18 protein-coding genes and 2 pseudogenes are annotated in these 22,481 nt (G+C 46.4%); 7 read left to right on the top strand and 13 right to left on the bottom strand.

Annotated features, from left to right (window positions below; all coding sequences use genetic code 11):
* The first annotated feature begins 71 nt into the window (after nt 1-71).
* The 3 genes and pseudogenes from CK1_RS15130 (at nt 72) to aroD (ending at nt 3,968) form a co-directional block, all read left to right on the top strand.
* The gene (locus tag CK1_RS15130; protein ID WP_015527033.1) at nt 72-2,069 is read left to right on the top strand and encodes an oxidoreductase; all 1,998 of its coding nucleotides are present in this window, start codon (nt 72-74) and stop codon (nt 2,067-2,069) included.
* 222 nt (nt 2,070-2,291) lie between these two features.
* Nucleotides 2,292-3,169, top strand: a pseudogene (locus CK1_RS15125) (shikimate dehydrogenase).
* Between the two features lie 37 nt (nt 3,170-3,206).
* The gene (gene aroD / locus CK1_RS15120; protein WP_015527030.1) at nt 3,207-3,968 is read left to right on the top strand and encodes a type I 3-dehydroquinate dehydratase; all 762 of its coding nucleotides are present in this window, start codon (nt 3,207-3,209) and stop codon (nt 3,966-3,968) included.
* A 235-nt stretch (nt 3,969-4,203) separates the two neighbouring features.
* Here the strand turns inward: aroD and CK1_RS15115 are convergent, their stop codons facing one another.
* The 5 genes from CK1_RS15115 to CK1_RS15095 all read right to left on the bottom strand — a co-directional run bounded on the left by CK1_RS15115 (nt 4,204) and on the right by CK1_RS15095 (nt 10,897).
* Complete coding sequence (locus CK1_RS15115; RefSeq protein WP_015527029.1) at nt 4,204-5,586, bottom strand: SulP family inorganic anion transporter; 1,383 nt, start codon at nt 5,584-5,586, stop codon at nt 4,204-4,206.
* A 231-nt stretch (nt 5,587-5,817) separates the two neighbouring features.
* Nucleotides 5,818-7,017, bottom strand: a complete 1,200-nt coding sequence (locus CK1_RS15110) for an MFS transporter (RefSeq protein ID WP_015527028.1) — start codon at nt 7,015-7,017, stop codon at nt 5,818-5,820.
* Between the two features lie 5 nt (nt 7,018-7,022).
* Nucleotides 7,023-7,904: a shikimate dehydrogenase gene (gene aroE / locus CK1_RS15105; protein ID WP_015527027.1), complete on the bottom strand. Its 882-nt coding sequence runs from the start codon at nt 7,902-7,904 to the stop codon at nt 7,023-7,025.
* Nucleotides 7,905-8,018: 114 nt separating this feature from the next.
* The gene (locus CK1_RS15100) at nt 8,019-9,944 is read right to left on the bottom strand and encodes an FAD-dependent oxidoreductase (RefSeq protein ID WP_015527026.1); all 1,926 of its coding nucleotides are present in this window, start codon (nt 9,942-9,944) and stop codon (nt 8,019-8,021) included.
* A 113-nt stretch (nt 9,945-10,057) separates the two neighbouring features.
* Nucleotides 10,058-10,897 carry a sugar phosphate isomerase/epimerase family protein gene (locus CK1_RS15095; RefSeq protein WP_015527025.1) on the bottom strand — a complete coding sequence of 280 codons (840 nt, stop codon included), beginning with the start codon at nt 10,895-10,897 and terminating at the stop codon, nt 10,058-10,060.
* A 284-nt stretch (nt 10,898-11,181) separates the two neighbouring features.
* Between CK1_RS15095 and CK1_RS18510 the strand changes: the two genes are divergently transcribed.
* Both CK1_RS18510 and CK1_RS15090 read left to right on the top strand, forming a co-directional pair.
* Nucleotides 11,182-11,397 (top strand): LysR family transcriptional regulator, encoded by a 216-nt coding sequence (locus tag CK1_RS18510; protein ID WP_015527024.1) that lies wholly within the window; start codon nt 11,182-11,184, stop codon nt 11,395-11,397.
* Nucleotides 11,382-12,089, top strand: coding sequence for a LysR substrate-binding domain-containing protein (locus tag CK1_RS15090; RefSeq protein ID WP_353611180.1), 708 nt, complete (start codon nt 11,382-11,384; stop codon nt 12,087-12,089). The genes CK1_RS18510 and CK1_RS15090 overlap by 16 nt, the downstream gene beginning before the upstream one ends.
* 141 nt (nt 12,090-12,230) lie before the next feature.
* Here CK1_RS15090 and CK1_RS15085 read toward each other — a convergent pair whose 3' ends face one another.
* From CK1_RS15085 to CK1_RS15060, 6 genes and pseudogenes are all read right to left on the bottom strand, one after another.
* Nucleotides 12,231-13,019, bottom strand: a complete 789-nt coding sequence (locus CK1_RS15085) for a shikimate kinase (RefSeq protein ID WP_015527023.1) — start codon at nt 13,017-13,019, stop codon at nt 12,231-12,233.
* 326 nt (nt 13,020-13,345) lie between these two features.
* Nucleotides 13,346-14,245, bottom strand: coding sequence for a LysR family transcriptional regulator (locus CK1_RS15080; protein ID WP_015527022.1), 900 nt, complete (start codon nt 14,243-14,245; stop codon nt 13,346-13,348).
* A 79-nt stretch (nt 14,246-14,324) separates the two neighbouring features.
* Nucleotides 14,325-14,996: a YkgJ family cysteine cluster protein gene (locus CK1_RS15075; protein WP_015527021.1), complete on the bottom strand. Its 672-nt coding sequence runs from the start codon at nt 14,994-14,996 to the stop codon at nt 14,325-14,327.
* Nucleotides 14,996-15,376: a DUF6483 family protein gene (locus CK1_RS15070; RefSeq protein ID WP_022426444.1), complete on the bottom strand. Its 381-nt coding sequence runs from the start codon at nt 15,374-15,376 to the stop codon at nt 14,996-14,998. The genes CK1_RS15075 and CK1_RS15070 overlap by 1 nt, the downstream gene beginning before the upstream one ends.
* A gap of 114 nt (nt 15,377-15,490) precedes the next feature.
* The gene (locus tag CK1_RS15065) at nt 15,491-17,686 is read right to left on the bottom strand and encodes a DNA topoisomerase III (protein WP_015527019.1); all 2,196 of its coding nucleotides are present in this window, start codon (nt 17,684-17,686) and stop codon (nt 15,491-15,493) included.
* A 153-nt stretch (nt 17,687-17,839) separates the two neighbouring features.
* Nucleotides 17,840-18,513, bottom strand: a pseudogene (locus CK1_RS15060) (response regulator transcription factor).
* Nucleotides 18,514-18,693: 180 nt separating this feature from the next.
* Here CK1_RS15060 and CK1_RS15055 point away from each other — a divergent pair.
* Both CK1_RS15055 and CK1_RS15050 read left to right on the top strand, forming a co-directional pair.
* Entirely contained in the window at nt 18,694-19,626 is a 933-nt protein-coding gene (locus CK1_RS15055; protein WP_015527017.1) for a diacylglycerol/lipid kinase family protein, read from the top strand.
* A gap of 276 nt (nt 19,627-19,902) precedes the next feature.
* Complete coding sequence (locus tag CK1_RS15050; RefSeq protein ID WP_306288965.1) at nt 19,903-20,388, top strand: phosphatase PAP2 family protein; 486 nt, start codon at nt 19,903-19,905, stop codon at nt 20,386-20,388.
* 23 nt (nt 20,389-20,411) lie between these two features.
* Here the strand turns inward: CK1_RS15050 and CK1_RS15045 are convergent, their stop codons facing one another.
* Both CK1_RS15045 and mutY read right to left on the bottom strand, forming a co-directional pair.
* Entirely contained in the window at nt 20,412-21,428 is a 1,017-nt protein-coding gene (locus tag CK1_RS15045) for a glycosyltransferase family 2 protein (protein WP_015527016.1), read from the bottom strand.
* On the bottom strand, nt 21,425-22,480 hold the full coding sequence (mutY, locus tag CK1_RS15040) for an A/G-specific adenine glycosylase (RefSeq protein WP_015527015.1): 1,056 nt from the start codon (nt 22,478-22,480) through the stop codon (nt 21,425-21,427). The genes CK1_RS15045 and mutY overlap by 4 nt, the downstream gene beginning before the upstream one ends.
* Nucleotide 22,481: the final 1 nt, after the last annotated feature.

The following is a 22,481-nucleotide window of genomic DNA, read 5'->3' as shown; positions in this document are numbered from 1 at the left end:
TAGATTATTCTGTTATATAATTAACACAAACAAACGATTCTATTTAAAATAACCAGGGAGGTTTTTTTCAGATGAAGAATGATTATCCGCATATTTTTTCCCCATTAACCGTTAAAAATATGACTATCAAGAACCGTATTGTTATGATGCCGATGGGCACCAACTACGGTGAACAGAACGGCGAAATGAGTTTTCTTCATATCAATTATTATGAGCAGCGTGCAAAGGGTGGCACAGGTCTCATCATCGTAGAGAACGCAAGTATCGATTCCCCGCAGGGCTCCAACGGAACCACACAGCTGCGCATCGACCATGACAACTATCTGCCACGTCTTTTCAAATTCTGTGAAAATATTCATAGATACGGAACAAAGATCGCGATCCAGATCAACCATGCCGGAGCTTCCGCTGTTTCTTCCAGGATCAACATGCAGCCGGTTTCCGCATCTGACGTTCCATCCAAAGAAGGCGGCGAGATCCCGCGTCCTCTTTCCAAAGACGAGATCCTTCACATCGTAAAAAAATACGGTGAGGCTGCAAAACGTGCACAGACAGCTGGCTTTGACGCGGTAGAGATCCATGCAGGACACTCCTATCTGATCAGTCAGTTCCTCTCCCCGATCACAAACAAGCGTACCGATGAGTTCGGCGGATCTGTTGAGAACCGTACCCGTTTCTGCCGTATGGTCATCGATGAGGTAAGGAAACAGGTAGGACCTTTCTTCCCGATCATGCTCCGTCTCAGTGCGGATGAGCTGATGGAAGGCGGAAATACACTGGAGGATACTCTGGAATACCTGGATTATCTTCAGGAAGAGGTTGATATCTTCGATGTTTCCTGCGGACTTAACGGTTCCATCCAGTACCAGATCGATGCAAATTATCTCCCGGACGGATGGCGTTCCTACATGGCAAAGGCCGTAAGAGAAAAATTCAACAAGCCATGTATCTCCATGGGTAATGTCCGTGACCCGAAGGTTGCTGAGCGTATCCTGGCTGACGGTGATGCAGACCTGATCGGTATGGGCCGTGGTCTGATCGCAGACCCTGCATGGGTAAACAAGGTTGCCACAGGTCATGAGTGTGACCTCCGCAAATGTATCTCCTGTAACGTTGGCTGTGCCGGAAACCGTATCGGTGTAAACCGTCCGATCCGCTGTACTGTAAACCCATCGGTTCTTGAGGGCGATGTATATAAGAAAAAACATGTAAATAAAAACTGCAACGTGGTCGTTATCGGCGGTGGCACTGCCGGACTGGAAGCTGCCTGTACAGCCGCAGAGGTTGGATGCAATACCTTCCTTCTGGAAAAAAGCAATGAGCTTGGCGGACTTGCATCTCTGATCTCAAAGATCCCTGCAAAGAACCGTCTTGCTGATTTCCCGCACTATCTCATGCATCGTGCAGAACAGCTTGATAATCTTTACATCTTCAAAAACACAGAAGGAACACCGGAAAACATCCGCAAGTTCCATCCGAATATCATCGTAAGCTCCACCGGCTCCGCTCCGCTTCTGCCTCCGATCGCAGGACTGAAGGATCGTATTGACAACGAGAACCATAATATTTATTCTATTCTTGGTATGATCAGCCACATTAATGATTTTCCGAAGGATCTGGAAGGCAAAAAGGTTGTAGTTGTAGGCGGCGGTGCTGTAGGTCTTGATGTTGTGGAATTCTTTGCTGACAGAAACGCAGACATCTCTATCGTTGAGATGATGGATCAGATCGGACGTGATCTTGACCCGGTAAGCAAAAATGACACAAAGACCATGATGAAAAAACACAATGTACATCAGCTTACAAAAACTGCTCTCCTTGAGGTTAAGGATTCTTCCTTCCTTGTCAGGGGCGACGGTGAGCCTTATGAGCTTCCATTTGAGTACGGCTTCGTATGTCTCGGAATGAGAGCTCAGGGACAGCTTTACCAGAACCTCACAGAGGAATTTTCTTCTGAGGATGTTGAGATCATGAACATCGGCGACAGCCAGAGAGCAAGACGAATCATTGACGGTACCCAGGAAGGACGCAATGTCCTTACCGTTCTTGAGCAGAAGGGATACCTTTAATATTTTTCCGCTATACCCTTTCCGGGAACATTTCAATCCTTCTCCCGGAAAGTGTATATAGATCTGTTACAGTTCACTCGGTGATCCGTAACATAGATTTTCCACGTCTTCCTCCCCCGCAGCCGTCCGGAGAATGTCCGCAACTTCTTCAGATCTATGTGGTGGGAGGTTTAAAAAAGACAAATCTTCATCCAGATTTTACCAATGAGAGGAGTTATTACCATGTCAGAAAGAATCACAGGACATACCGAACTGATTGGTCTTATGGCATATCCGATCCGCCACTCCAGCTCTCCTGCCATGCAGAATGAAGCTTTTGCAAAGCTTGGCTATGATTATGCATATCTTGCATTTGAGGTTGGTGCAGACGAGATCGAGGATGCTGTAAAAGCAATCCGTACTCTGAAAATGAGAGGTTCCAACGTTTCCATGCCGAACAAAACTCTGGTAGGCCAGTACCTTGACGAGCTTTCACCGGCAGCAGAAATGTGCGGCGCTGTAAACACCATCGTTAATGATCATGGTCATCTTACAGGCCATATCACAGACGGTATCGGATTTATGGCAGCACTGAAAGACAATAACATCGACGCTATCGGAAAGAAAATGACCATCGTAGGTGCAGGTGGTGCCGCAACTGCTATCGAGATCCAGGCAGCACTTGACGGTGTAGGCGAGATCGTGATCTTCAACCGCAAAGATGAATTCTGGGGCCGTGCAGTATCTACGGTAGAAAAGATCAACACCAGAACTTCAAGCCATGCTGTTCTCTATGATCTGGCAGATCTTGACCAGCTGAAAAAGAAATGGCTGACAGTTATATTTTCGTAAATGCGACAGGTGTTGGAATGAAACCACTGGAAGGTCAGTCCGTTGTTCCGGACAAGTCTTACTTCCGCCCGGAGCTTATCGTTGTTGACGTGCCTTACTCCCCTCTTGAAACTGCTATGCGTTCTATGGCAAAGGAAGTTGGCTGCAAGACAATGAACGGCCTTGGCATGATGCTTTTCCAGGGCTCCGCTGCATTTGAACTGTGGACCGGCGAACCGATGCCGATCGAACATATGAAAGAGATTCTTAACATCAGATACGACGACTAAACTGCTATCTGTTCCTGTCGTATCAGAAAGGACCATTATGAAAACAGTTCAGGTAAGAAATATCACACTCGGAGAGGGAAGACCGAAGATCTGTGTCCCGATCGTGGGACAGACAAAGGATGATATCCTCCTTGAGGCAGGGACCTTCGCAAGGATCCCCGTAGACGTTGTGGAATGGCGTGTTGACTGGTTTGAGGACGTTTTTGACACAGACAAGGTTCTGGATGTGGCAAAAGATCTCCAGACCGTTTTAAAGGACACTCCGATCCTCTTCACCTTCCGTACTGCAAAAGAAGGCGGAGAAAAAGCGATCTCCAACGAAGCTTACAAAGCACTCAACATGGCTGTCGCAAAAAGCGGCTATGTAGATCTCATTGATGTAGAAGCCTTCACAGGTGAGGAGATCGTAAAAAGCATGATCCAGGAAGCACACAGCTATGGCGTAAAGGTCATCGCTTCCAACCATGATTTTGACGCAACTCCTGAGAAGGATGAGATCGTGCGCCGTCTTCGCATGATGCAGGACTATGGCGCAGATATCCCGAAAATGGCTGTTATGCCAAGAAACAAACAGGACGTGCTTACACTCTTAAGTGCCACGCTGGAAATGTCCGAGCAGTTCGCCGACCGCCCGATCATTACCATGTCCATGGCAGGTACAGGTGTTGTCAGCCGTCTCGCCGGCGAAACCTTCGGTTCCGCCCTTACCTTCGGTGCAGCTACCAAAGCTTCCGCACCGGGACAGATCAATGTCAACGAGCTTGCACAGGTTCTTGACATTATCCACAAAAGCCTGTGATCCTGTAACCTCCCATAAAAAGGATCTACGGTAGATTTTTGTAACAGAACGCGAATTATAAACCAGTTTTTAAACCCAATTGATGTAACAAATTTTTGCAATTTTAATCCCATAATAGCAAATCTATTAAAATAATAATTAAAAACAACAAATCTCATGACAAAAAAAGAAGTGTGCTGACCCATCCAGCACACTTCTTCTTTTTCTGTTTTTTATATCTTTGTTATTCCTCTGATCAATTTTTATCCTCGATGGCATTCTCCTCTTTCTTTCTGGGGTCCCAGTTTGAAAGGAAGATATTCAGACCGAAGCCTACAGCCAGGGCCCATGCGGATGCCCATGCAGTTCCCTGGGTTGCAAGCACAGCTGCCATAACACCTGCGATCATCTTGTCACGGTCTGTTCTGCAGTAATCCATACCGATCCTTGCACAGACAAAGGCCTGGAACATCAGAGTAATGGAGGAACCGACTCCGAAGATCGGACGGAAGAAGCTTACAACCGGAATGATCAGCACACTTAAAAACGTTGCAATACGGAAGGATGCCATACCGCCGATCAGAGACTTCATAGCTTTCTTTCCCTCCTTGTAACGGATGGAAACAGATACTGTCATTCCAACCCATAACGGACCGGAAAGCGGCGGGAATGGGGCAATGACGGAAAGGATCAGGTTCCTGATGCCGCTGACCAGGTTGGAACGGCTGGAATTGAAATCAATGTACTCATCATCTCTGGACTGGCGTGCCTCTGTAACCAGTGTCTCTGTGGTAACAAAATCACCAAATGCGATAACATAACATACAAGTGCCAGAGGAAGCGCTTTGACAAACATGGAGACCGGCGGGATTCCCACACCAAAGATACTTACCTGTGAGATGATCTCTTTGAACTGCGGGATCTTGATAAAGGTTCCCAGCTCCAAACCAGGCGCATCCAGCTCGCCTACAAGAAGACCTACCACCATGGCGATCAGATACGGGAAAAGGTTTCCATACCTGGCAACAAGATCCAGGAATTTGTTGTTCTTTCTCTTCTCCTGATATTTATCTGAAAAGCTGATCAGAATCAGAAGGCCTACACCGGCAACGATCGCCAGCGGATACTTATGCATGTTGCCGCCCTCTCCCAGCTGTCCTGCCATAACCGTCACCGGCGCAGCAAGAAGGATACCACCCTTAACAGAATTTGGTACTGCATGGACAAATTTATCCGCAAGCTTGGTGATGCCCATAAATATGAACACGAGACCAACCAGCATCTGCAGGGCGATCATTGCCTGGATACGTTCTTTTCCCATAGGGAAGCCTTCCAGGAATACGATCGTCAGCGGAAGGGTCGGTGTGATCCATCCCGGTACAACCGGATCACCAAGTAAGCTGTGTAGCATATACAGCATGGTCTCTATGATCACACAGCTCCATGCCAGCTCATAAGGCAATCCCAGATATTGTTCCAGATAAGGAACCGCCGCCAGTGCCGTAACCCCGAGGATCAGGCCCTGGATAAACTCTACGGACTCAATTTTATAGTGAATAAACGGAAAACGAATCTGAAATGGCCCAAACGGAATGTAGGGCAGTTCGTTTTCTCTTCGCTGTCTTGCTGCACGTGCCATAACGATTCTCCTTTGTCGTTTTTTTGATAATACATATATAGTATCTTTTACTTTATAAGTTTGTTAATTAACAAACATTTCCAGAAACGGTAAAGTCCAATCCGGGAATTGTTCCCGAATTGGAACTTTGTTTTGCACAGATTCAGTCATCTTTGTCTGTATCCATACAATGATTCACTTTTTTTACTGTAGTCAAACGGATATTCACCCCAAGGGATTTCCTTGATTCAGTCAATCCTCTTTTCCACGGTTCATCTTAACGAACAGTGCAAGAAGGATTCCTATGAATGTCACTGCCATATTGAGAAGCAGGATCATTCTCGGAGCACTGGTTCCGGCAGTCTTTGTAATGTAGCCGGCCAGTGTCAGAATGGTGTAGTTCGCAACGCTGGATGCGATCATGACCATGGATGTTGCAGTTCCCTTGTTTTCCGGGAAGAACTCCGCAGTTGTGGAAACAGCCAGCTGAAGCACACCGCCTGCACCTGCAAAACCGATCACAAATCCACCGATAAGACAAATTGTCGGATTCTGGATAAAGTAGCAAAGTCCCAGCATGATGAAAGAGATCAGCGGATAAATGATCAGGATATTGATCTCCTTCAGTCCTTTTTTGATAAATACAGAGGAACACAGGATCGCTGCAAAGGTTCCTACTGCATAGAAGGACTGGATCTTGGAAGGATCACTTAAGTTATAAAGCTTTCCGAGCTCCTGATTACAGTTCAGCCACAGCATGAATGTAGAAGAGCTTGTAAATCCGATGAGGATTGCTGCAAGAGCTGCAGGAGTGATCTTTAATTTTGCTTTTTCTTTCTTTACTGTACCTGCTGTATTTCTCTCCGGGAATGGCAGGAACAGGATCAGGATTCCATCGATAAAGATCGCAGCACCTGCAACAATAAAGATGGTTCTGTAGGACATATTCGCCGCTGCTACAAATCCGATGAGGAAAGGAAGCAGAAACTGGCTGATACACATGGAGAATTTTGTAAACAGGTTCGCTACAGAAGGATTGTTTACATAAATCTCCATACATGTCGGGCTTACGCAGGTGTCCAGGAAGGAGTTTGCGATACCGCCTACAATGGCAAAGGCGTAGGCAACTCCCATAGACGGAGCAAATGCGATTCCCATAAAGTATGCTGCATAACAAATCACGCCGATGATTCCGCTTAATCTGCGTCCGAATTTGTCGGACAGGGGACCGGAAAACGGAAGAGAGATCAGTCTTCCAAGTCCAAGTGCGGCAATTACAGATACTACCATGCTGACATCCATAGTTCCATCACTTAAAGCCTTTGCTCCCCAGTGAGCCGCAAGCTCCGGCTTGTACTGACCCATGATGGAAGCTCCGATTCCATGGATGAAATATGTAAAATACAGCGCGATAGAAGTAATCACTAAATTTTTCTTACCTGTCTGGCTCATTTTTCTTATTTCCCTTCGTTCTCAGCCTGAAATTTCTGGTACTCATCTGTCGGCATCTCAAGACCTGTGTAAAGCTTGTAAGATGCTGCACCCTGCCACAGAAGCATTCCTTTTCCGCCTACCGCAAGCTTCACGCCTGCTTCTTTTGCTTCTTTTACCATCTTTGTCTCTGCCGGATTGTATACGCAGTCAGCAACAACAAGATCCTTATGGAACATGGATTTATCAACCAGTGTGATGTCATCATGTGGTTTCATTCCTGCAAGTGTTCCGTTCGCGAGGATATCTGCGTTTGCGATCTCTTCTCTCAGTTTGTCCTGGTCGTCAAGGCAATATACGCTTACTTTGCAGTCCGGTACTTCTTTTGCAAGCTTCTCAGCAGTTCCTTTTGCTCTGTCAAGGAATGGATCGTCAGGATTGAAGATCGCGATGGATGCAGCTCCGTCAAGGGCACACTGTACAGTAAGGGCTGTAGCTGCACCGCCTGCTCCGAGGACTACCATCTTTTTACCCTTTACATCAACACCGTGCTCTTTCAGGTTGCGGACAAATCCGATACCGTCTGTGATATGTCCAACAAGTTTTCCATCCTCATTTACGATAGTATTTACAGCGCCGATGATCTTTGCTGCCGGTGAAAGCTCGTCTACACACTGCGCTACTTTGTTCTTGCAAGGCATGGTTACATTGCAGCCTCTCATTTTGAACAGACGCATTGCATCAAGAGCTGCCGGAACCTGATCCTCTTTGATATCAAATGCCATGTAAGCATAGTCCAGGTTATGGTACTGGAAGCTGAAGTTGTACATAGCCGGGGATCCGGAATGTCCTACAGGGCTTCCGATCAGTGCAAGTAAACCAGTTGTTCCTTTAATTCTCTGTTCCATTTCTTTTTACCTCCTGCATTTTCCCCTGACAGACACCGGATATATTTTTTCCGGTGTCTGTCAGGGTATCTTTTTAATTTTTGTACTGTCCGGTTTATTGGATAGATTGGCAGATCAGATCCTGGAAGCTACCTCATAAGCCTCTTTTGTTGCATCCAGTGCACGTCTTGCACGGATAGCATCTCCGATCACATGTGTCTCAGGTACAAGGTCTTTGATCTTCTCTTCCAGAGGATTGTAGTTGCGGAATCCCATGGAAAGGATCACAGAATCATATCCTCTTGACTCGTGACGTACTCCGTCAGCGGTCTCATATTCTACACCGTCTTCATAGAATTTGCATACCTTTGCTCCGGTGATCTCCTTGATTCCGTAGTCCTCGAAATCCTTCATCAGATATACTCTGTGCTCGTGGATCACGTCTGCACCTACGGTATCACGGAACTCGATAACAGTTACATCATGCTCCTGCTCGCCTAAAAATGCAGCTGTCTCGCATCCAACCATTCCACCGCCGACAACGAGAACCTTTTTGCCTGCTGCTCTCTTGCCATCCAGAAGATCAGAGCCGTGGATGATAGCCGGATTGTCGATTCCCTCGATCGGAAGGATCAGAGTCTTGGAACCGGTGGCAATGATCACGCTGTCCGGCTTCTCTTCTTTGATAAGCTCCGGAGTTACCTCACAGTTCATCACGATCTTAACGCCATCCTTCTGGCAACGATGGATGTAGCTGCGGATCATGTTTGTGATGTCACCTTTTCCCGGCGGATATGCAGCAAGTCTCATGTTTCCGCCGAGAACATCTCCTGCCTCATAAAGTGTTACCTCATGGCCTCTCTCCTTTGCGATAAACGCAGCGGAAAGTCCTGCAACGCCACCACCGATAACCATAACCTTCTTCGGCTCCTCAGCTTTCTCAAGCGGCTCTGCCTCATGACCCAGGAACGGGTTTGTCAGACAGCATACCGGATTTCCTGCATACATGTTTGCAACGCAGCCCTGAAGACAGGCGATACAAGGAGTCATATCCTCAAGACGCTCTTCCTGTGCTTTTTTCGGCATAGCCGGATCTGCAAGGCTCTGACGTCCGAATGCTACAAGGTCTGCTCTTCCTTCTTTTACCATCAGTTCTGCGAACTGTGGCTCTGTATAACGTCCAACTGTGATCACCGGGATATTTACCGCACGTTTGATCTCCTCAACCTCTGCTGCAGAGAATCCACCGTGGATAACAGTCGGTGCCCACATAAACTCATCCTTGATATGAACGGCACGGGATACATGGAGTCCGTCCAGTCCGCAGCTTTCCAGATATGCTGCGATCGCTGCACTGTCGTGGACATCAAGTCCTCCCGGAACCTCATCTGCACAGTTGATTCTTGCAAGAACTGCAATCTTTCCCTGTGTTGCTTTTTTAACTTCCTCGATGATCAGACGGGAGAAACGCATACGGTTCTCAAAGCATCCGCCAAACTCATCCACTCTCTTGTTTGTTCTCGGAGAGAGGAAGGTACTTACCAGATAACCGTGTGCCATATGGATCTCAACAGCATCTGCTCCTGCTTCCATAGCTCTTCTTGCTGCCTCACCGTAGCCTTTGATCAGCTCGTAAACTTCCTCAGTTGTAAGCTGCTTCGGAATATCACGGCCGCACACTGACGGGATACTGGTTGCTGCTGTGATCGGTGCTCCTGCGTTTTTTGCATTTCCTTCCGGACCTGCGTTCTGAAGCTGGATGGACACCTTTGCTCCTTCTGCATGACATCCGTCGATAACCTTGCGGAAGCTCTCGATCGTAGAGTCGTCATAAAGACATGGTTTACGCGGGCCGCCCTTTGCGCCCTTGTGAACTACAGTAGCCTCGATGGTGATCAGACCAAATCCGCCTTTTGCTCTTTCTCTGTAATATGCAGCGGACTGCTCACTCATTGTTCCGTCTGTGTTTGCAAAGTTATTTCCCATTGGCGGAACAACAAAACGATTCTTTACTGTCATAGGACCGATCTCGATCGGCTGAAACATCGCATTGAATTTCATATGCGTTCTCCTTTCCTTTGAAACAATCTTTTTGTTTCTTTCACGGTAACGCCCTGTCACCGGTATGACGTCGGAAACAGGGGCCCGTCTGAAATATTAGTTTCTTATATTAATTACAGTACTTCCGGCCAAGCCTCTTCCAGTACCTTCTTTGTGTTCTCATATGTATGTTTTGCAGCATACTCGATACCTTTTTCAAGGTTTGCATCGCTGATAACCTCTACGCCGATGGCATTTGGTCTGATGCCTTTTTCTTTGATCATTTTTACGAACGGTACTGTTGTTCCGATTCCTGTTCCAGGAGCAAGACGGTCATGCATGGACTCATCTCTTAAGATCGTTGTTGCATATGGTCTTTCCCATACATCGTTGATCTGGATGGATACGATCTTGTCTGCCGGGATTCCCTCAAGTACGGAAAGCTCGATCGGCTGGTTTGCTCTTACCCAGTGCCATGTATCAAGGATCAGTTTCGCATTCTCGCAGTCAGCAGCTTTTACAACAGCCCAGCCCTTTTTCACATCCGGGATTCCGCTGTATGGCATTGGCTCAACACCGATGATGTATTTGCCTGCTCTGTGGCAAAGCTCACGAAGCTTCTGTGCTGTGTACTCTACGGAATAGTTCTCCATCAGTCCGCAGTTGATCTGTTTTACGTTAAATAATTCACACATATGGAAGCAGAGCTGTTCTTTGTATTTCTGCTCATAGGAACGATGCTCCTCTGCCCACTGCACGATGTACTCAACCTCTGTTACCTTCATGTCATATTTATCCAGGATTGCCAGGATATCCTCGTCGAAAAGTCCCTCATTCAGGGCATCTACGTAGGTTTCTGCTCTCAGGCCGATTCCCTCATAGCCAGCCTCTTTGGCAACTTTTACACGGTCCTCAAATTTGCACTGATCTCCCAGTGTCCAGGAACTGATTGTGATTGGAAATTCTTTTGACATGATAATTCCTCCTGAAAATTTAAATAATTTTATTTGTTTTTTAAATTATTTTGTATCTTTTTTCTATAAGCATTATATAACTTTGTTAAATACAAAACAAATTGATTGTACCAGGAGAATCCATAGATTTTATCAATATATCATGTTATACTATATAAAACACATTCAGCCGTATTGCCGCCGTCACTGCATACGGCCCGGCAAATCTCTTATGTCTGTCAGACTTACCGGGGATCTGTCCGAAGTAAAACATTCAGATAAACTTACGAAAGGAGTATTAAAAAATGAATCTGTATCATCTTCGCTATTTCGTGACACTGGCTCATCTGGAACATTATACAAAAGCTGCGGATGTTCTGGCCATCACACAGCCCAGCCTAAGTCACGCGATCTCTTCTCTGGAGGAAGAGCTTGGAGTGAAATTATTTGAAAAAACGGACGGAATGTTTCTCTCACCAAATATGGCAAGTCTTTTCTGGAGGATGTGGAACAAACTCTGAACCGGCTGGATTCCTCCGTAAACGGTCTCCAGCTTGCAGGAAAGGGAGAAGGACAGATCGATGTGGCTTTTCTCAGAACTCTGGGTGTTGACTTTATGCCAAAGATCATCCGCAGCTTTCTTAATGCCAATAAGGGAAAACAGATCCATTTCAATCTGTTCTGTGATAAGGTTCTTACCGGCGATATCCTCACCGGACTGAAAGAGAAGAAATACGATATCGGCTTCTGTTCCAAATTTGACGACGAACCACTGATCGAATTTATTCCGGTTGCCAAGCAGGATCTGGTCGTCATCGTTCCGCCGGAACATCCTCTTGCTGAGAAATCCGAGATTCATCTGGAGGAAACGCTTCCATACAAGCAGATCATCTTCAAGAAGAGAAGCGGTCTCCGCCAGATCATTGACCAGTTATTTAAGAGCATCGGTCAGTACCCGGATGTGGCTTTTGAGATCGATGAGGATCAGGTTGCCGCAGGGTTTGTTGCCAATGATTTCGGCATCTGCATTGCACCGGATATCCCGATCCTTCACTCTCTGAACCTTAAGATCCTGCCCCTTGTCTCTCCAAGCTGGCAGCGGAATTTCTACATGGCCATGCTGAAGGATGTATACCATCCGCCGGTCGTGGAAGCCTTTAAAAAATTTGTGATCGAGGAAACCTCGAGGGAAATTTTTTATAAGACCAATTAAACGATCTGTTCATCTGCAAATATATGGTCCGGATCTTTTATATCATAAAGGACAGCTGCCCGATCTCCGTTCTGTTTCTGTACGGTTTATCGGACAGCTGTCCCTTTTATATGTAAAACTATTCTGTTTTATGATCAGCAGTTATTTATTTGCCTCTGCCTCACGAAGTCTGTGGATCAGCTCCTCACAGATCTCAAGCTCACTCTTTCCGTCTGTCTCAACAACTATATCTGCTGCTGCCTCATATTTCGCGCGACGTTTTTCCAACAGATCAGCGATAAATGAAACATTTTTGTTGTTCTCAAGTAAAGGACGGTCATGATTATCCTTTACACGTTCCAGAATAGTTTCCGGCTTTGCAGTCAGAAGTACAACACGGCCATTTTTTTTCATCTCGGCAACATTGCGCTCCCGCATCGGAACACCACCGCCACAGGATACTACAACATTAGATCTGGACTGCATCTCGATCAGAAGATTTGTCTCGAGCTCACGGAAATACTCTTCACCGTAAGTCTCAAAGATATCGGAAATGCTCATTCCCTGTCTCTCCACGATACACTGATCCATCTCCACAACATCCATGGCAAGAACATTCTTCAGATAATCGGAGATCGTAGATTTACCAGCTCCCATAAATCCGATCAGGAAGATATTATAATTGAAAAGATTTCTGGACTGGATCCTTTTACTGTTCTGTGTGATGCTTGCAAAAACATCATTGACCTCTTTCTTATGACGTCTGCCTTCCATTCTGGCTTCCAGCCATCCTTTCTGCTTCGCCTCCTGTTCCGGCTGAAGTACCGGAAGATCGTTAGCTTCCTTGTATACCATGATGTCCTCTACGATCCTGTTTCTCATAAGGAGTGCGTCCAGGATGATCTCATCGCACTGTCCAAGGCTTTCTCTTAATACTTCTAACTGGTTCATAATATCTCCTTTACTTCGTTCATTTTATTACGGATTTCCGTCATCACTTTATCACTTTAAATCAAGTATCTGTCCTTATTATACCAACTGGTCATTTTTATCTCAACCCAAATTTTCATTGAATTTACGCATGTGAACTATAGATTATTTTTATAATTTTTAGGCACGGCAAAGATATCTGACGCCGGACTTCACGCTATGATGGACTGAATTGTTTGCAGTAATTTATGGAATTGCTATAGTATTCACGCCAGGATCTGTGTCAAAAAAATCTCCGCCCTATTACAGAAGCAGAGATTTTTTACAGAAATTTTATCACCAAGATTCTACTGTATCACTTCATAGATCCGGTAATGCTTGTATATATAATCCCGGAACTGCTCCACAAGCGCACTTGGATACCGATTTTTCATCATTCCCATGTATATGTAACGACGGCAGTGCAGATTCTCAATATTTAAGATTTTCACAGGAAGTGTATGGATCACCGGTACATCCGGCACAATGCCTACACCAAATTCCTCCGCCACCATACCTGCCAGTGCACCATCCTCTTCTACCTCAAAGGCCGTCTCCGGTGAAAGTCCTTCCTTTTCGAAAAGCTCCCGGATCACAAAATACAGTCCGCTTGCAGGGGTAAAGGTCACCTGCGGATACTGCCCCAGCTCTTTTATGGTCACTGAATTTCGGTCTGCAAGAGCATGGTTCTCAGGCACTACAGCCACCAGCTTTTCTTCTGACACCGGCACAAAGCTGATCTCCTTCTCGCCCTCTGCCCGGGAACAGAAGATCACGTCGAATTTCTCTTCCTTCAGACCCCGGATCAGACTTCCGGTAGCTGCATTCTGAAAACGGAAATCAATCTTCTTCCCCTCCTGTTCATTAAGGAACCCCCGGACAAGCTCCGGGATAAATCTGCGTCCCTGGGTATGGATATATCCGATGGAAATACTTCCTCCCGGAATCCTTGCCGCTTCCTGTATCCTCTCCACACCAAGATTCAGGATATGTAAGGAGTCCTGCACATATTTCAGAAACATTTCCCCGTATTTGGTCATGGTCACATTTCTTCCGTGACGCTCAAAAAGTGGAACCTGCAGTTCCTTTTCAAGGTTGGAGATCGCATGGCTCAGGCTTGGCTGGGTTATATCCAGCCTCTTGGCTGCTCTGGTATAATTTTCGATCTGGGCAAGAGTCACAAAATATGTGAGCTGATTTAAGTTCATATGTCAAAAAATCCTTTCTTTCCTCCGCGCGAGAGACTTTCAGGCAGGTAAGCTCAGACACCTCGCTGCCTGGTCCGTTTCACACTCCAAGGCTCAGGAGTTCTTTTCCCGCCGCAAGTCTCTCATAAAACTGCTCATAAAAATCCCGCTTCTCATCATAAGGCTTCCTGTAAAACTGGTTTACCACATACATGTTCAGGTTTCGGATCAGATCACTGTCCTCGCTCTCATAGAGAACCGACTGGACATCCAGAAGAAAATAATGCCAGTCACAGACAAATTTTTCGTAATTTCGAAAATCCGGAGTATCTACCCATTTCCGGACCTTGATCTTACTGCGGCTGGTCTTTTTGCACTCGTGGATCTGAAGGATGTATTTAAAACTCCCGTCCTCATAGTATCTTCCCAGCAGGAACAAACGGCAGAAGCCCGGACGAAAGCTGTGGATGGAGCATCTTCCGTTGCCATTCAGAAATACGCATCGTTCCTCTGCCCCTGTCATCCTAAGATGCGGCAGAATATTTCCGTCTGTGACGCCAAGCTCTATTTTTCCGGCAAGCAGCTGGTCCACACTTAAGTGAAGTCCCTGACTTAACCGCCATACATCCAGCGGATCCAGTACAACAGAATCTCCCATTCCCGTACAGCAGTCAAAACAGCCCTTACAGTCCTGACAGTCTGCCTTTACCATGTCATTTGCCTCGTATAAACGACCGTCGGAAATTTCCTCCAGTGTAACCTCCCGCCGCATTAGACAAGTGCCTCCAGTCCTGTAACTCCCCAGTCCTCAGCCAGGCTTTTCAACCCGTCCAGGATCTCCTCCCTGGAATAATCGTGATCATCCAGGTAATCTACGTCCATATCATTGAGATGCAGATAAAAGGTAAGGGCAAGCTCCAGATAATCCGGATCATCTTCCTCCATGTTCATAAGAAGCTCATTTTCCGCTCCGTTGATGTCACCCTCATCAGCAAGTCCGATAACCTTCTTAAAAAGCTGGTCTGCCTCTGTATAATCTGCCTCTGCTGCAGGAAGTGTATACTGCGGCATATCTCCCTTAAGAAGAAGTCTTGTGATCAGTCTTGCGATATCCTGAATATTTCCTGACATTCTGTCATCCTGTAATCCCAAATCGTTTTCCTCTCTTTCTGCTGTCCTGTTCTGCCAGACACATTTCTCCGACCGACGTATCTGCATCCGGTCCTCCGCTCATCCGAACCCCGGATATCTGGACAGGCAATTTATTTAATCCAGTTTAATTCCTGACAACGCCTGCGCAAATGCATTGTTCACCGGCTCATTGGCCTCTTTCTGCTGTTTCTTAAGATAACGCTGCACATCACGCTTATTCACACCTGCACCCTCTTTGGCTCGTCTTGCCTGGAAGGATGAAAGCTTTTCTTTATAGCCGCACTGACATACAAAGGTCTCTTCTTTTCCCTTCAGAAGCATCTCCATACGCTTATGGCATTTCGGACAGCGCGCATTGGTGGTCCTGGATACTGTCTCTCTGTATCCGCATTCCCGGTCCTCGCACACCAGCATTTTGGCATTCTTTCCGTTGACTGCCAGGAGATGTTTGCCGCAGTTAGGGCACTTCTTGTTTGTCATATTGTCATGGCGGAAGGTTCCCTGTCCGCCTTTGATCTCATCTACGATCTCACAAGCATATTTACGGATCCCTGTGAGGAATTTATCCTGACGGAGCTTTCCGTTTGCAATATCACTGAGCTTCATCTCCCAGTCTGCGGTAAGCTCCGGCTTTTTCAGTTCTTCCGGAACCAGCTCCAGAAGCTGTTTCGCCTTGGAGGTAATGTAGATCTCATTGCCTCTTTTTTCCATCATAAAGCTGTTGAAAAGCTTTTCAATGATGTCCGCTCTTGTGGCCACCGTTCCAAGTCCACCGGTCTCACCAAGGGTTTTTGCCGCTTTTTTGTCGTGGCTTTCCATAAAGTGGACCGGATTTTCCATGGCACCAAGAAGTGTGGCCTCTGTAAATCTGGCCGGTGGTTTTGTTTTGCCTGCTGTAAGAGCTGCTCCTTCCACAGTAAGTATCTGACCTTCCGTAAGCTCCGGAAGCTTCTGGTCTTTCAACTTATCACCGGATTCCTCTTCATCCTCATCCTGCCAGCCGCCTTCATAAACCTCTCTCCACCCTGCACTTTTTACAATACGTCCGCTTGCAGCGAAAGTTTCTCCTGCTGCAGTTCCTTCCATGCTTACCAGCTCATATACAGCCGGCGGATACAGCACGCTCAGGAAACGGCGTACTACCATATCGTAAATCTTCCGTTCCTCGTTGGTCATATGATCCAGCTGTACAAACTGTTCTGTAGGAATGATGGCATGATGGTCACTGACTTTTTTGTCATCCACAAAGCCAGCACTGGTCTGGATCGGTTTATTGACCAGCGCACCGGCAAGTTTTCGATAAGGACCTGTCCCGCATGCCTGAAGACGCTCTTTAATGGTAGGAACTACATCTTTTCCTATATATCTAGAATCCGTTCTTGGGTAGGTAAGGACTTTGTGATTCTCGTAGAGCCTCTGCATGATATTCAGAGTTTCCTTTGCAGAAAAGCCGTATTTCTGATTGGCTTCTCTCTGAAGAGTGGTCAGGTCATAAAGCCCCGGCGCATAGGTCTTCTTCGGCTTTCTGGAAACCTTTGTTATGGTAAGGCTGCTTTTTCCTGCCTTTGTCTGGATCTCCTGGGCACGCTCCTTCTTAAAGGTACGGAGGCTTCCGCTTTTTCCGTCACGCCAGGTCCAGCGTACATTTCCCGCCTGCAGAATGATCCCGTAATAATCCTCCGGCTTAAATTCCCGGATTTCCTGCTCTCTTCTTGCGATCATGGCAAGGGTGGGGGTCTGCACACGTCCGCAGGAAAGCTGGGCATTATATTTACAGGTCAGTGCTCTGGTCCCGTTCATTCCCACCAGCCAGTCCGCCTCCGCCCTGGCCTGTGCCGCACGGTAAAGATCATCATAATCATGGCCGTTTTTAAGGTGGGCAAAGCCGTCACGGATTGCTTTGTCCGTTACGGATGAGATCCACAGACGCTTGATAGGTTTATGGCAGTCTGCCTTTGCAAGGATCCATCTTGCTACCAGTTCTCCCTCACGTCCGGCATCTGTGGCAATGATGATCTCCCCGATATCCTTCCTGTAAAGCTGGGTTTTCACCGCATTGTACTGCTTGGAGGTCTGGCGTATCACCACCAGTTTCATTTTCTCCGGCATCATGGGAAGCGTGGAAAGCTCCCATTTGGTATATTTTTTATCGTATTCTTCCGGATCTGCCAGTGTTACCAGATGTCCCAGGGCCCAGGTCACTACATAGGCTTTTCCTTCCAGGGTTCCGTTCCCCTTCTGACTGCAGTGGAGGACTCTAGCAATGTCTCTGGCAACGGATGGCTTCTCCGCAATTACTAATGATTTCATATTTTTTCTTTCACCTCTTACTCTTTGGAGCCTGTTTCCTAATGGCTCCGGGGTTCAACTATTATAGCATGAAAAAAGCACTTCGTCCAGAAAAGGGCCGAAGCCTTTTTCCGTCGAAATGCTCTTTACTTTCATATTACTCTCAGCAGCTGTTCATGCACATTTTCCACTGATCTTATAGCCCACTCCACGAACTGTTTCCACCAGATCTCCTGCCGGGCCAAGCTTCTGGCGAAGGGTACGGATATGTACATCTACGGTTCTGCTCTCCCCGTCGAATTCATATCCCCAGATCTGATTTAAAAGCTGTGTTCTGGAAAGAACCGTACCACTGTTTTTCAAAAGGAGACAAAGCATCTCGTATTCTTTCAGTGTCAGATTCACAGGCTCCTGATCAACAGTTACCTCATGTCTTCCCGGACATACATAAAGATTTTCCATACGATACTCCTCTGCGCCATTGTCCTCTGATCTCCGAAGAAGGGCACGTACCCTGGAGATCAGTTCCATCATGCGGAACGGCTTCGGAATGTAATCATCTGCACCGCTGTCCAGACCTACCACGGTATCAAACTCACTTCCTTTTGCAGTAAGCATGATCACCGGAAGTTTCCGCACATCCGGACGGATACGGATTTTTTTAAAATAGACAGTCCGTCTTCCTCCGGAAGCATAATGTCCAGAAGCACCAGTGAAGGCAGTTCTTTTTCCAGCGCTTTCCAGAAAAGTGATGGCCGTTCAAAACCCTGTGCCTCCAGACCCTGACTGTTTAATGTATATACAACAAGTTCACGGATACTTTCATCATCTTCCACAAGATATATCATAATTTTCCTCCAGCTTCATTTTTCATCTGATACGTGCAAGTATAAAGTGCATTCGTAAAATCCAACATAGAAAAAAGGTTAAGTTTATGTAAAATATAGAAATCCTTAAGAAATTTTAATTTGTAAAAGCCGAACGTCAATGTTATGATAAAGCAGAGAGTTGTTTGGAGGTTTTTTATTATGTATTCTTTTATTGTGAATCCCAATTCAAGATCCGGTGAGGGACGTAATGTCTGGAACCGGCTTCGCAGCATCATGGAAAGTCAGGGGATCTCATATCAGTATTTTCTCACAGAATATGTGGGACACGCCACAGTACTGGCACGAAGGATCAGTACTGCCGGAACACCGGAGGACCCGGTAACTCTGGTAACAGTAGGCGGTGACGGCACTATTTACGAAGTACTTACCGGGATCATTGATCTGTCTTCGGTTGTTTTCGGATTTATCCCGGTCGGGTCCGGCAACGATTTCTGCCGCAGTATGGGCCTGCCCTTTGATCCTTTTGAAGCGCTTCGCTCTATTCTTGAGAACAGACGGACCATTTTCATGGATGTTCCTGTTCTCCACCTTGGCAGCCATTCCTACCGTTTCGGCATCAGTGCAGGAATGGGCTACGATGCGGCAATCTGTCAGGAAGTCCTGATCACACCTGGCAAAAAATTTCTCAACCGTCTCCATATGGGTAAACTCATCTACCTTATGGTGGCACTGAAGCAATTTCTCTTCCTTACTCCGTCCCCGGTCACGATAACACTTGACGGGAACAAGCCACAAACCTTCAGCAGGACTTGGTTTGCGGCTGTAATGAACCAGAAATATGAAGGCGGAGGCTTTAAATTCTGTCCAAACGCCAGTCCGGAGGATGGTTTACTGGATGTGATCGTTATTGAAGGAATCTCCAAGCTGAAAATGCTGTTCTGCCTGCCGAGCGCTCTCTGGGGAAAACATACCCGCATTCGCGGTGTACATATTTTACAGTGCAGGAACGTACATATTACAAGTGACCATTCCCTTCCTGTGCATAAAGACGGAGAATCCGGCGGAATCCAGCGTGAATTTTCTGTGACCATTGAAAAGAAACCTTTAAAAATCATAATGCCTGTGTTATAGTAGCAGGTAGATACTTAACAAAAAAGAAGCTTAAGGCTGACATCAGCCATACCTCAAGAAAAGGAGCGGCAAAATGTTGAGTAAAATAAAAAATACAGGCACGGTTTTATCATAGCAATCTATTTCGTTGCCTATCTTATCCTGTTTGGATATCTGGAGCAGCGGCCTGTACGAGCCTACCATGTTGTACATACTGTTTTTGATGATATGATCCCGTTCTGCGAGATTTTTATTATTCCGTACCTTTTATGGTTTCCATATGTGGTAATAACGGTTGTGTATTTCCTGTTTCGCAATAAGAATAAAAAGGAATATTTCCAGCTGATCTTCAACCTGATGATGGGAATGACGGTTTTCCTTGTTGTTTCCTACATCTATCCGAACGTTCAGTATCTCCGCCCTGCGGTATTCCCCAGAAGCAACATCTTTACACGACTGGTGGCCGAGCTCTATCGGACAGATACTCCCACCAACATCCTGCCAAGTATCCATGTATTTAATTCCCTGGCTGTTTATTTTGCCATTCATCACTGCCAGGCACTGAAAGACAGGAAATGGCTTCAGCGAGGAGCCCTGATCCTTTCTGTTCTGATCATCCTGTCCACCATGTTTATCAAGCAGCACTCCGTGATCGATGTATGTCTTGGTACCACACTGGCACTGTTCGGACATCTCCTGTTCTATCCACAGAGAGTGGAGGATTACGAGGAACAGCGCTCCCTATCTCATATGCGCAAGAAGAAACCGGAACAGAATTTATAAAAAAAGCCCCGTTGGGGGCTTTTTTAATTAAATCCATAAAACTTCTGACAGATCTTATAGGCTGCCACAAACATCTTTCTTCCACCTTTTCCGGGAAGATTGGACACTCTTCCGAAGAGACTTCTCCGAAGCTTCCGGTACAGTCCCATATTCTGGTTTTTGATGTAATCCTGCAGCTCCTGTTTTTTATCCAGGCATTCCTGCGTTGCAGCTCTTACCAGCATGATCGAAGAAACGGTTGTGATGATATCCAGATAGCTGAACATATAAGCACGAAGTCTGCGGTTGCTCACATTAGCCTTCAGATAGGCGTCCACCATCAGTTTGTTTACACGGATCTGCTGATCGATACGCTTGATCATCACTTTCTCATTGACAGACTGATCATCTCTTCCAATAAAATATCGATAGAAATTTACATCCAAATAATAGAGATTTTTTACATAGGGAAGCGGCTCAAACGCAAACAGGTTATCTACGTAGAACGTATGCTTCGGAAGCTCCATTCCACAGTCATGGAGAAGTTTTGTACGGTATATCATGGAATGCATAAGGAGATACTGGCCTTTTTTCATGTGGCGTACCTCATCCCATCCGAAAATCTGGTTTGTCGGAAAACAGTGTCTGTACTGCATGATCTTTTTGCGGGTAGCTCCCTGCTTCTCATAAACGAAATTACTGATGAGAAGATCCACGGTCTCAGCCCCACGTGTCAGTTCATAAAGTGTTTTCAGGACCTCATAGTAGGCGTCCTGATTTACCCAGTCATCACTGTCCACAACCTTGAAATAAAGTCCTGTTGCGTTTTTGATCCCTGTGTTGACTGCCTGTCCATGGCCGCCATTTTCCTGATGTATGGCTTTTACGATAGTTGGATATTTCTCGGCATAATCATCTGCGATCTCGGCAGTACGGTCACTGGAGCCATCATCTACAATGATGATCTCCACTTCCTCTCCTCCGATCAGCAGGGAATTGATGCATTTTGACATATAAGCCTCTGAATTATAGCATGGTATTGCTACGCTCAAAAGTTTCATGAGTTTTCCTCCTTCATATATCTGGTGTATGCGCGAAACGCAGATGGTATTGCATATTTTTTATCGGATTCTCTCTTATCCACAAACAGGAACTCCCCCTGCGGTGCTTCTTCCAGAGAGGATACAGCGATACGATAAGCACACATCCTCCATTCAATATGGGAAAAAATATGCTTCGCATCCGGCAGTGCTTCGATCCGCAGTGGTTCCAGCCCCATGGCTTTTACCCGGGCAAGTGCCGCCTTCTCCGTCAGATGTCCTTCCACATTTGGAAGCTCATAAAGGCCTGCCAGAAGTCCTGTATCCGGACGTTTACGGATCGCTGTACCTGCTCCATCCTGGATCACAAGGACCGTTCGCTGTTCTATGGTGCGGGCTTTCTTCGGTGCTTTTACGGGAAGTTCTTCTACAGTTCCATGCTTTCTGGCAAGGCAAAAATGCCCCAGCGGGCATTCTTCGCACTTTGCTGCTCCGTTTGGAACACAGACTACAGCTCCCAGCTCCATCATAGCCTGGTTGAAATCCCCTGGTCTGTCCTCAGACATCTGCTCTGTAAGATCATTTTCCACCGATTTCCGTACAGACTGTTTCATGATATCTCCACGGTTTTCGGTGAGTCTTGCGTATACCCGCAGCACATTTCCATCTACTGCAGGGACTTTCTTTCCGTAGGCAATGGACGCAATGGCACCTGCCGTATATCTTCCTATTCCTTTTAACGAGAGAAGTGTCTCAAAATCCTCAGGGATCCTGCCTCCATATTCTTCCATGACCTGAACAGCCGCTTTCTGCATGTTGCGGACACGGCTGTAATAGCCAAGGCCTTCCCACAGCTTGATGATCCTCTCTTCCGGTGCCGCCGCAAGGGCTGCTACATCCGGAAGTTCCTGGATAAAGCGCTGAAAATAAGGTTTCACCGCTTCCACTCGGGTCTGCTGGAGCATGATCTCAGATACCCAGGTATAATAGGCATTGTCTTTATCTCTCCAGGGCAGGAGCCTTTTGTTTTTATCGTACCATTTCAGAAGGGGTTCTGCAATGTTTTCAGGCATA

The organism is Ruminococcus sp. SR1/5 (assembly GCF_000209835.1).
Classification (GTDB): Bacteria; Bacillota; Clostridia; order Lachnospirales; family Lachnospiraceae; genus Blautia_A; species Blautia_A fusiformis.
This window is presented reverse-complemented; position numbering and strand designations above follow the sequence as displayed.

Coding starts and splice junctions, on each gene's coding strand:
- CK1_RS15130 (WP_015527033.1), top strand. CDS start 72: ATGAAGAATGATTATCCGCATATTTTTTCCCCATTAACCGTTAAAAAT.
- aroD (WP_015527030.1), top strand. CDS start 3,207: ATGAAAACAGTTCAGGTAAGAAATATCACACTCGGAGAGGGAAGACCG.
- CK1_RS15115 (WP_015527029.1), bottom strand. CDS start 5,586: ATGGCACGTGCAGCAAGACAGCGAAGAGAAAACGAACTGCCCTACATT.
- CK1_RS15110 (WP_015527028.1), bottom strand. CDS start 7,017: ATGAGCCAGACAGGTAAGAAAAATTTAGTGATTACTTCTATCGCGCTG.
- aroE (WP_015527027.1), bottom strand. CDS start 7,904: ATGGAACAGAGAATTAAAGGAACAACTGGTTTACTTGCACTGATCGGA.
- CK1_RS15100 (WP_015527026.1), bottom strand. CDS start 9,944: ATGAAATTCAATGCGATGTTTCAGCCGATCGAGATCGGTCCTATGACA.
- CK1_RS15095 (WP_015527025.1), bottom strand. CDS start 10,897: ATGTCAAAAGAATTTCCAATCACAATCAGTTCCTGGACACTGGGAGAT.
- CK1_RS18510 (WP_015527024.1), top strand. CDS start 11,182: ATGAATCTGTATCATCTTCGCTATTTCGTGACACTGGCTCATCTGGAA.
- CK1_RS15085 (WP_015527023.1), bottom strand. CDS start 13,019: ATGAACCAGTTAGAAGTATTAAGAGAAAGCCTTGGACAGTGCGATGAG.
- CK1_RS15080 (WP_015527022.1), bottom strand. CDS start 14,245: ATGAACTTAAATCAGCTCACATATTTTGTGACTCTTGCCCAGATCGAA.
- CK1_RS15075 (WP_015527021.1), bottom strand. CDS start 14,996: ATGCGGCGGGAGGTTACACTGGAGGAAATTTCCGACGGTCGTTTATAC.
- CK1_RS15065 (WP_015527019.1), bottom strand. CDS start 17,686: ATGAAATCATTAGTAATTGCGGAGAAGCCATCCGTTGCCAGAGACATT.
- CK1_RS15055 (WP_015527017.1), top strand. CDS start 18,694: ATGTATTCTTTTATTGTGAATCCCAATTCAAGATCCGGTGAGGGACGT.
- CK1_RS15045 (WP_015527016.1), bottom strand. CDS start 21,428: ATGAAACTTTTGAGCGTAGCAATACCATGCTATAATTCAGAGGCTTAT.
- mutY (WP_015527015.1), bottom strand. CDS start 22,480: ATGCCTGAAAACATTGCAGAACCCCTTCTGAAATGGTACGATAAAAAC.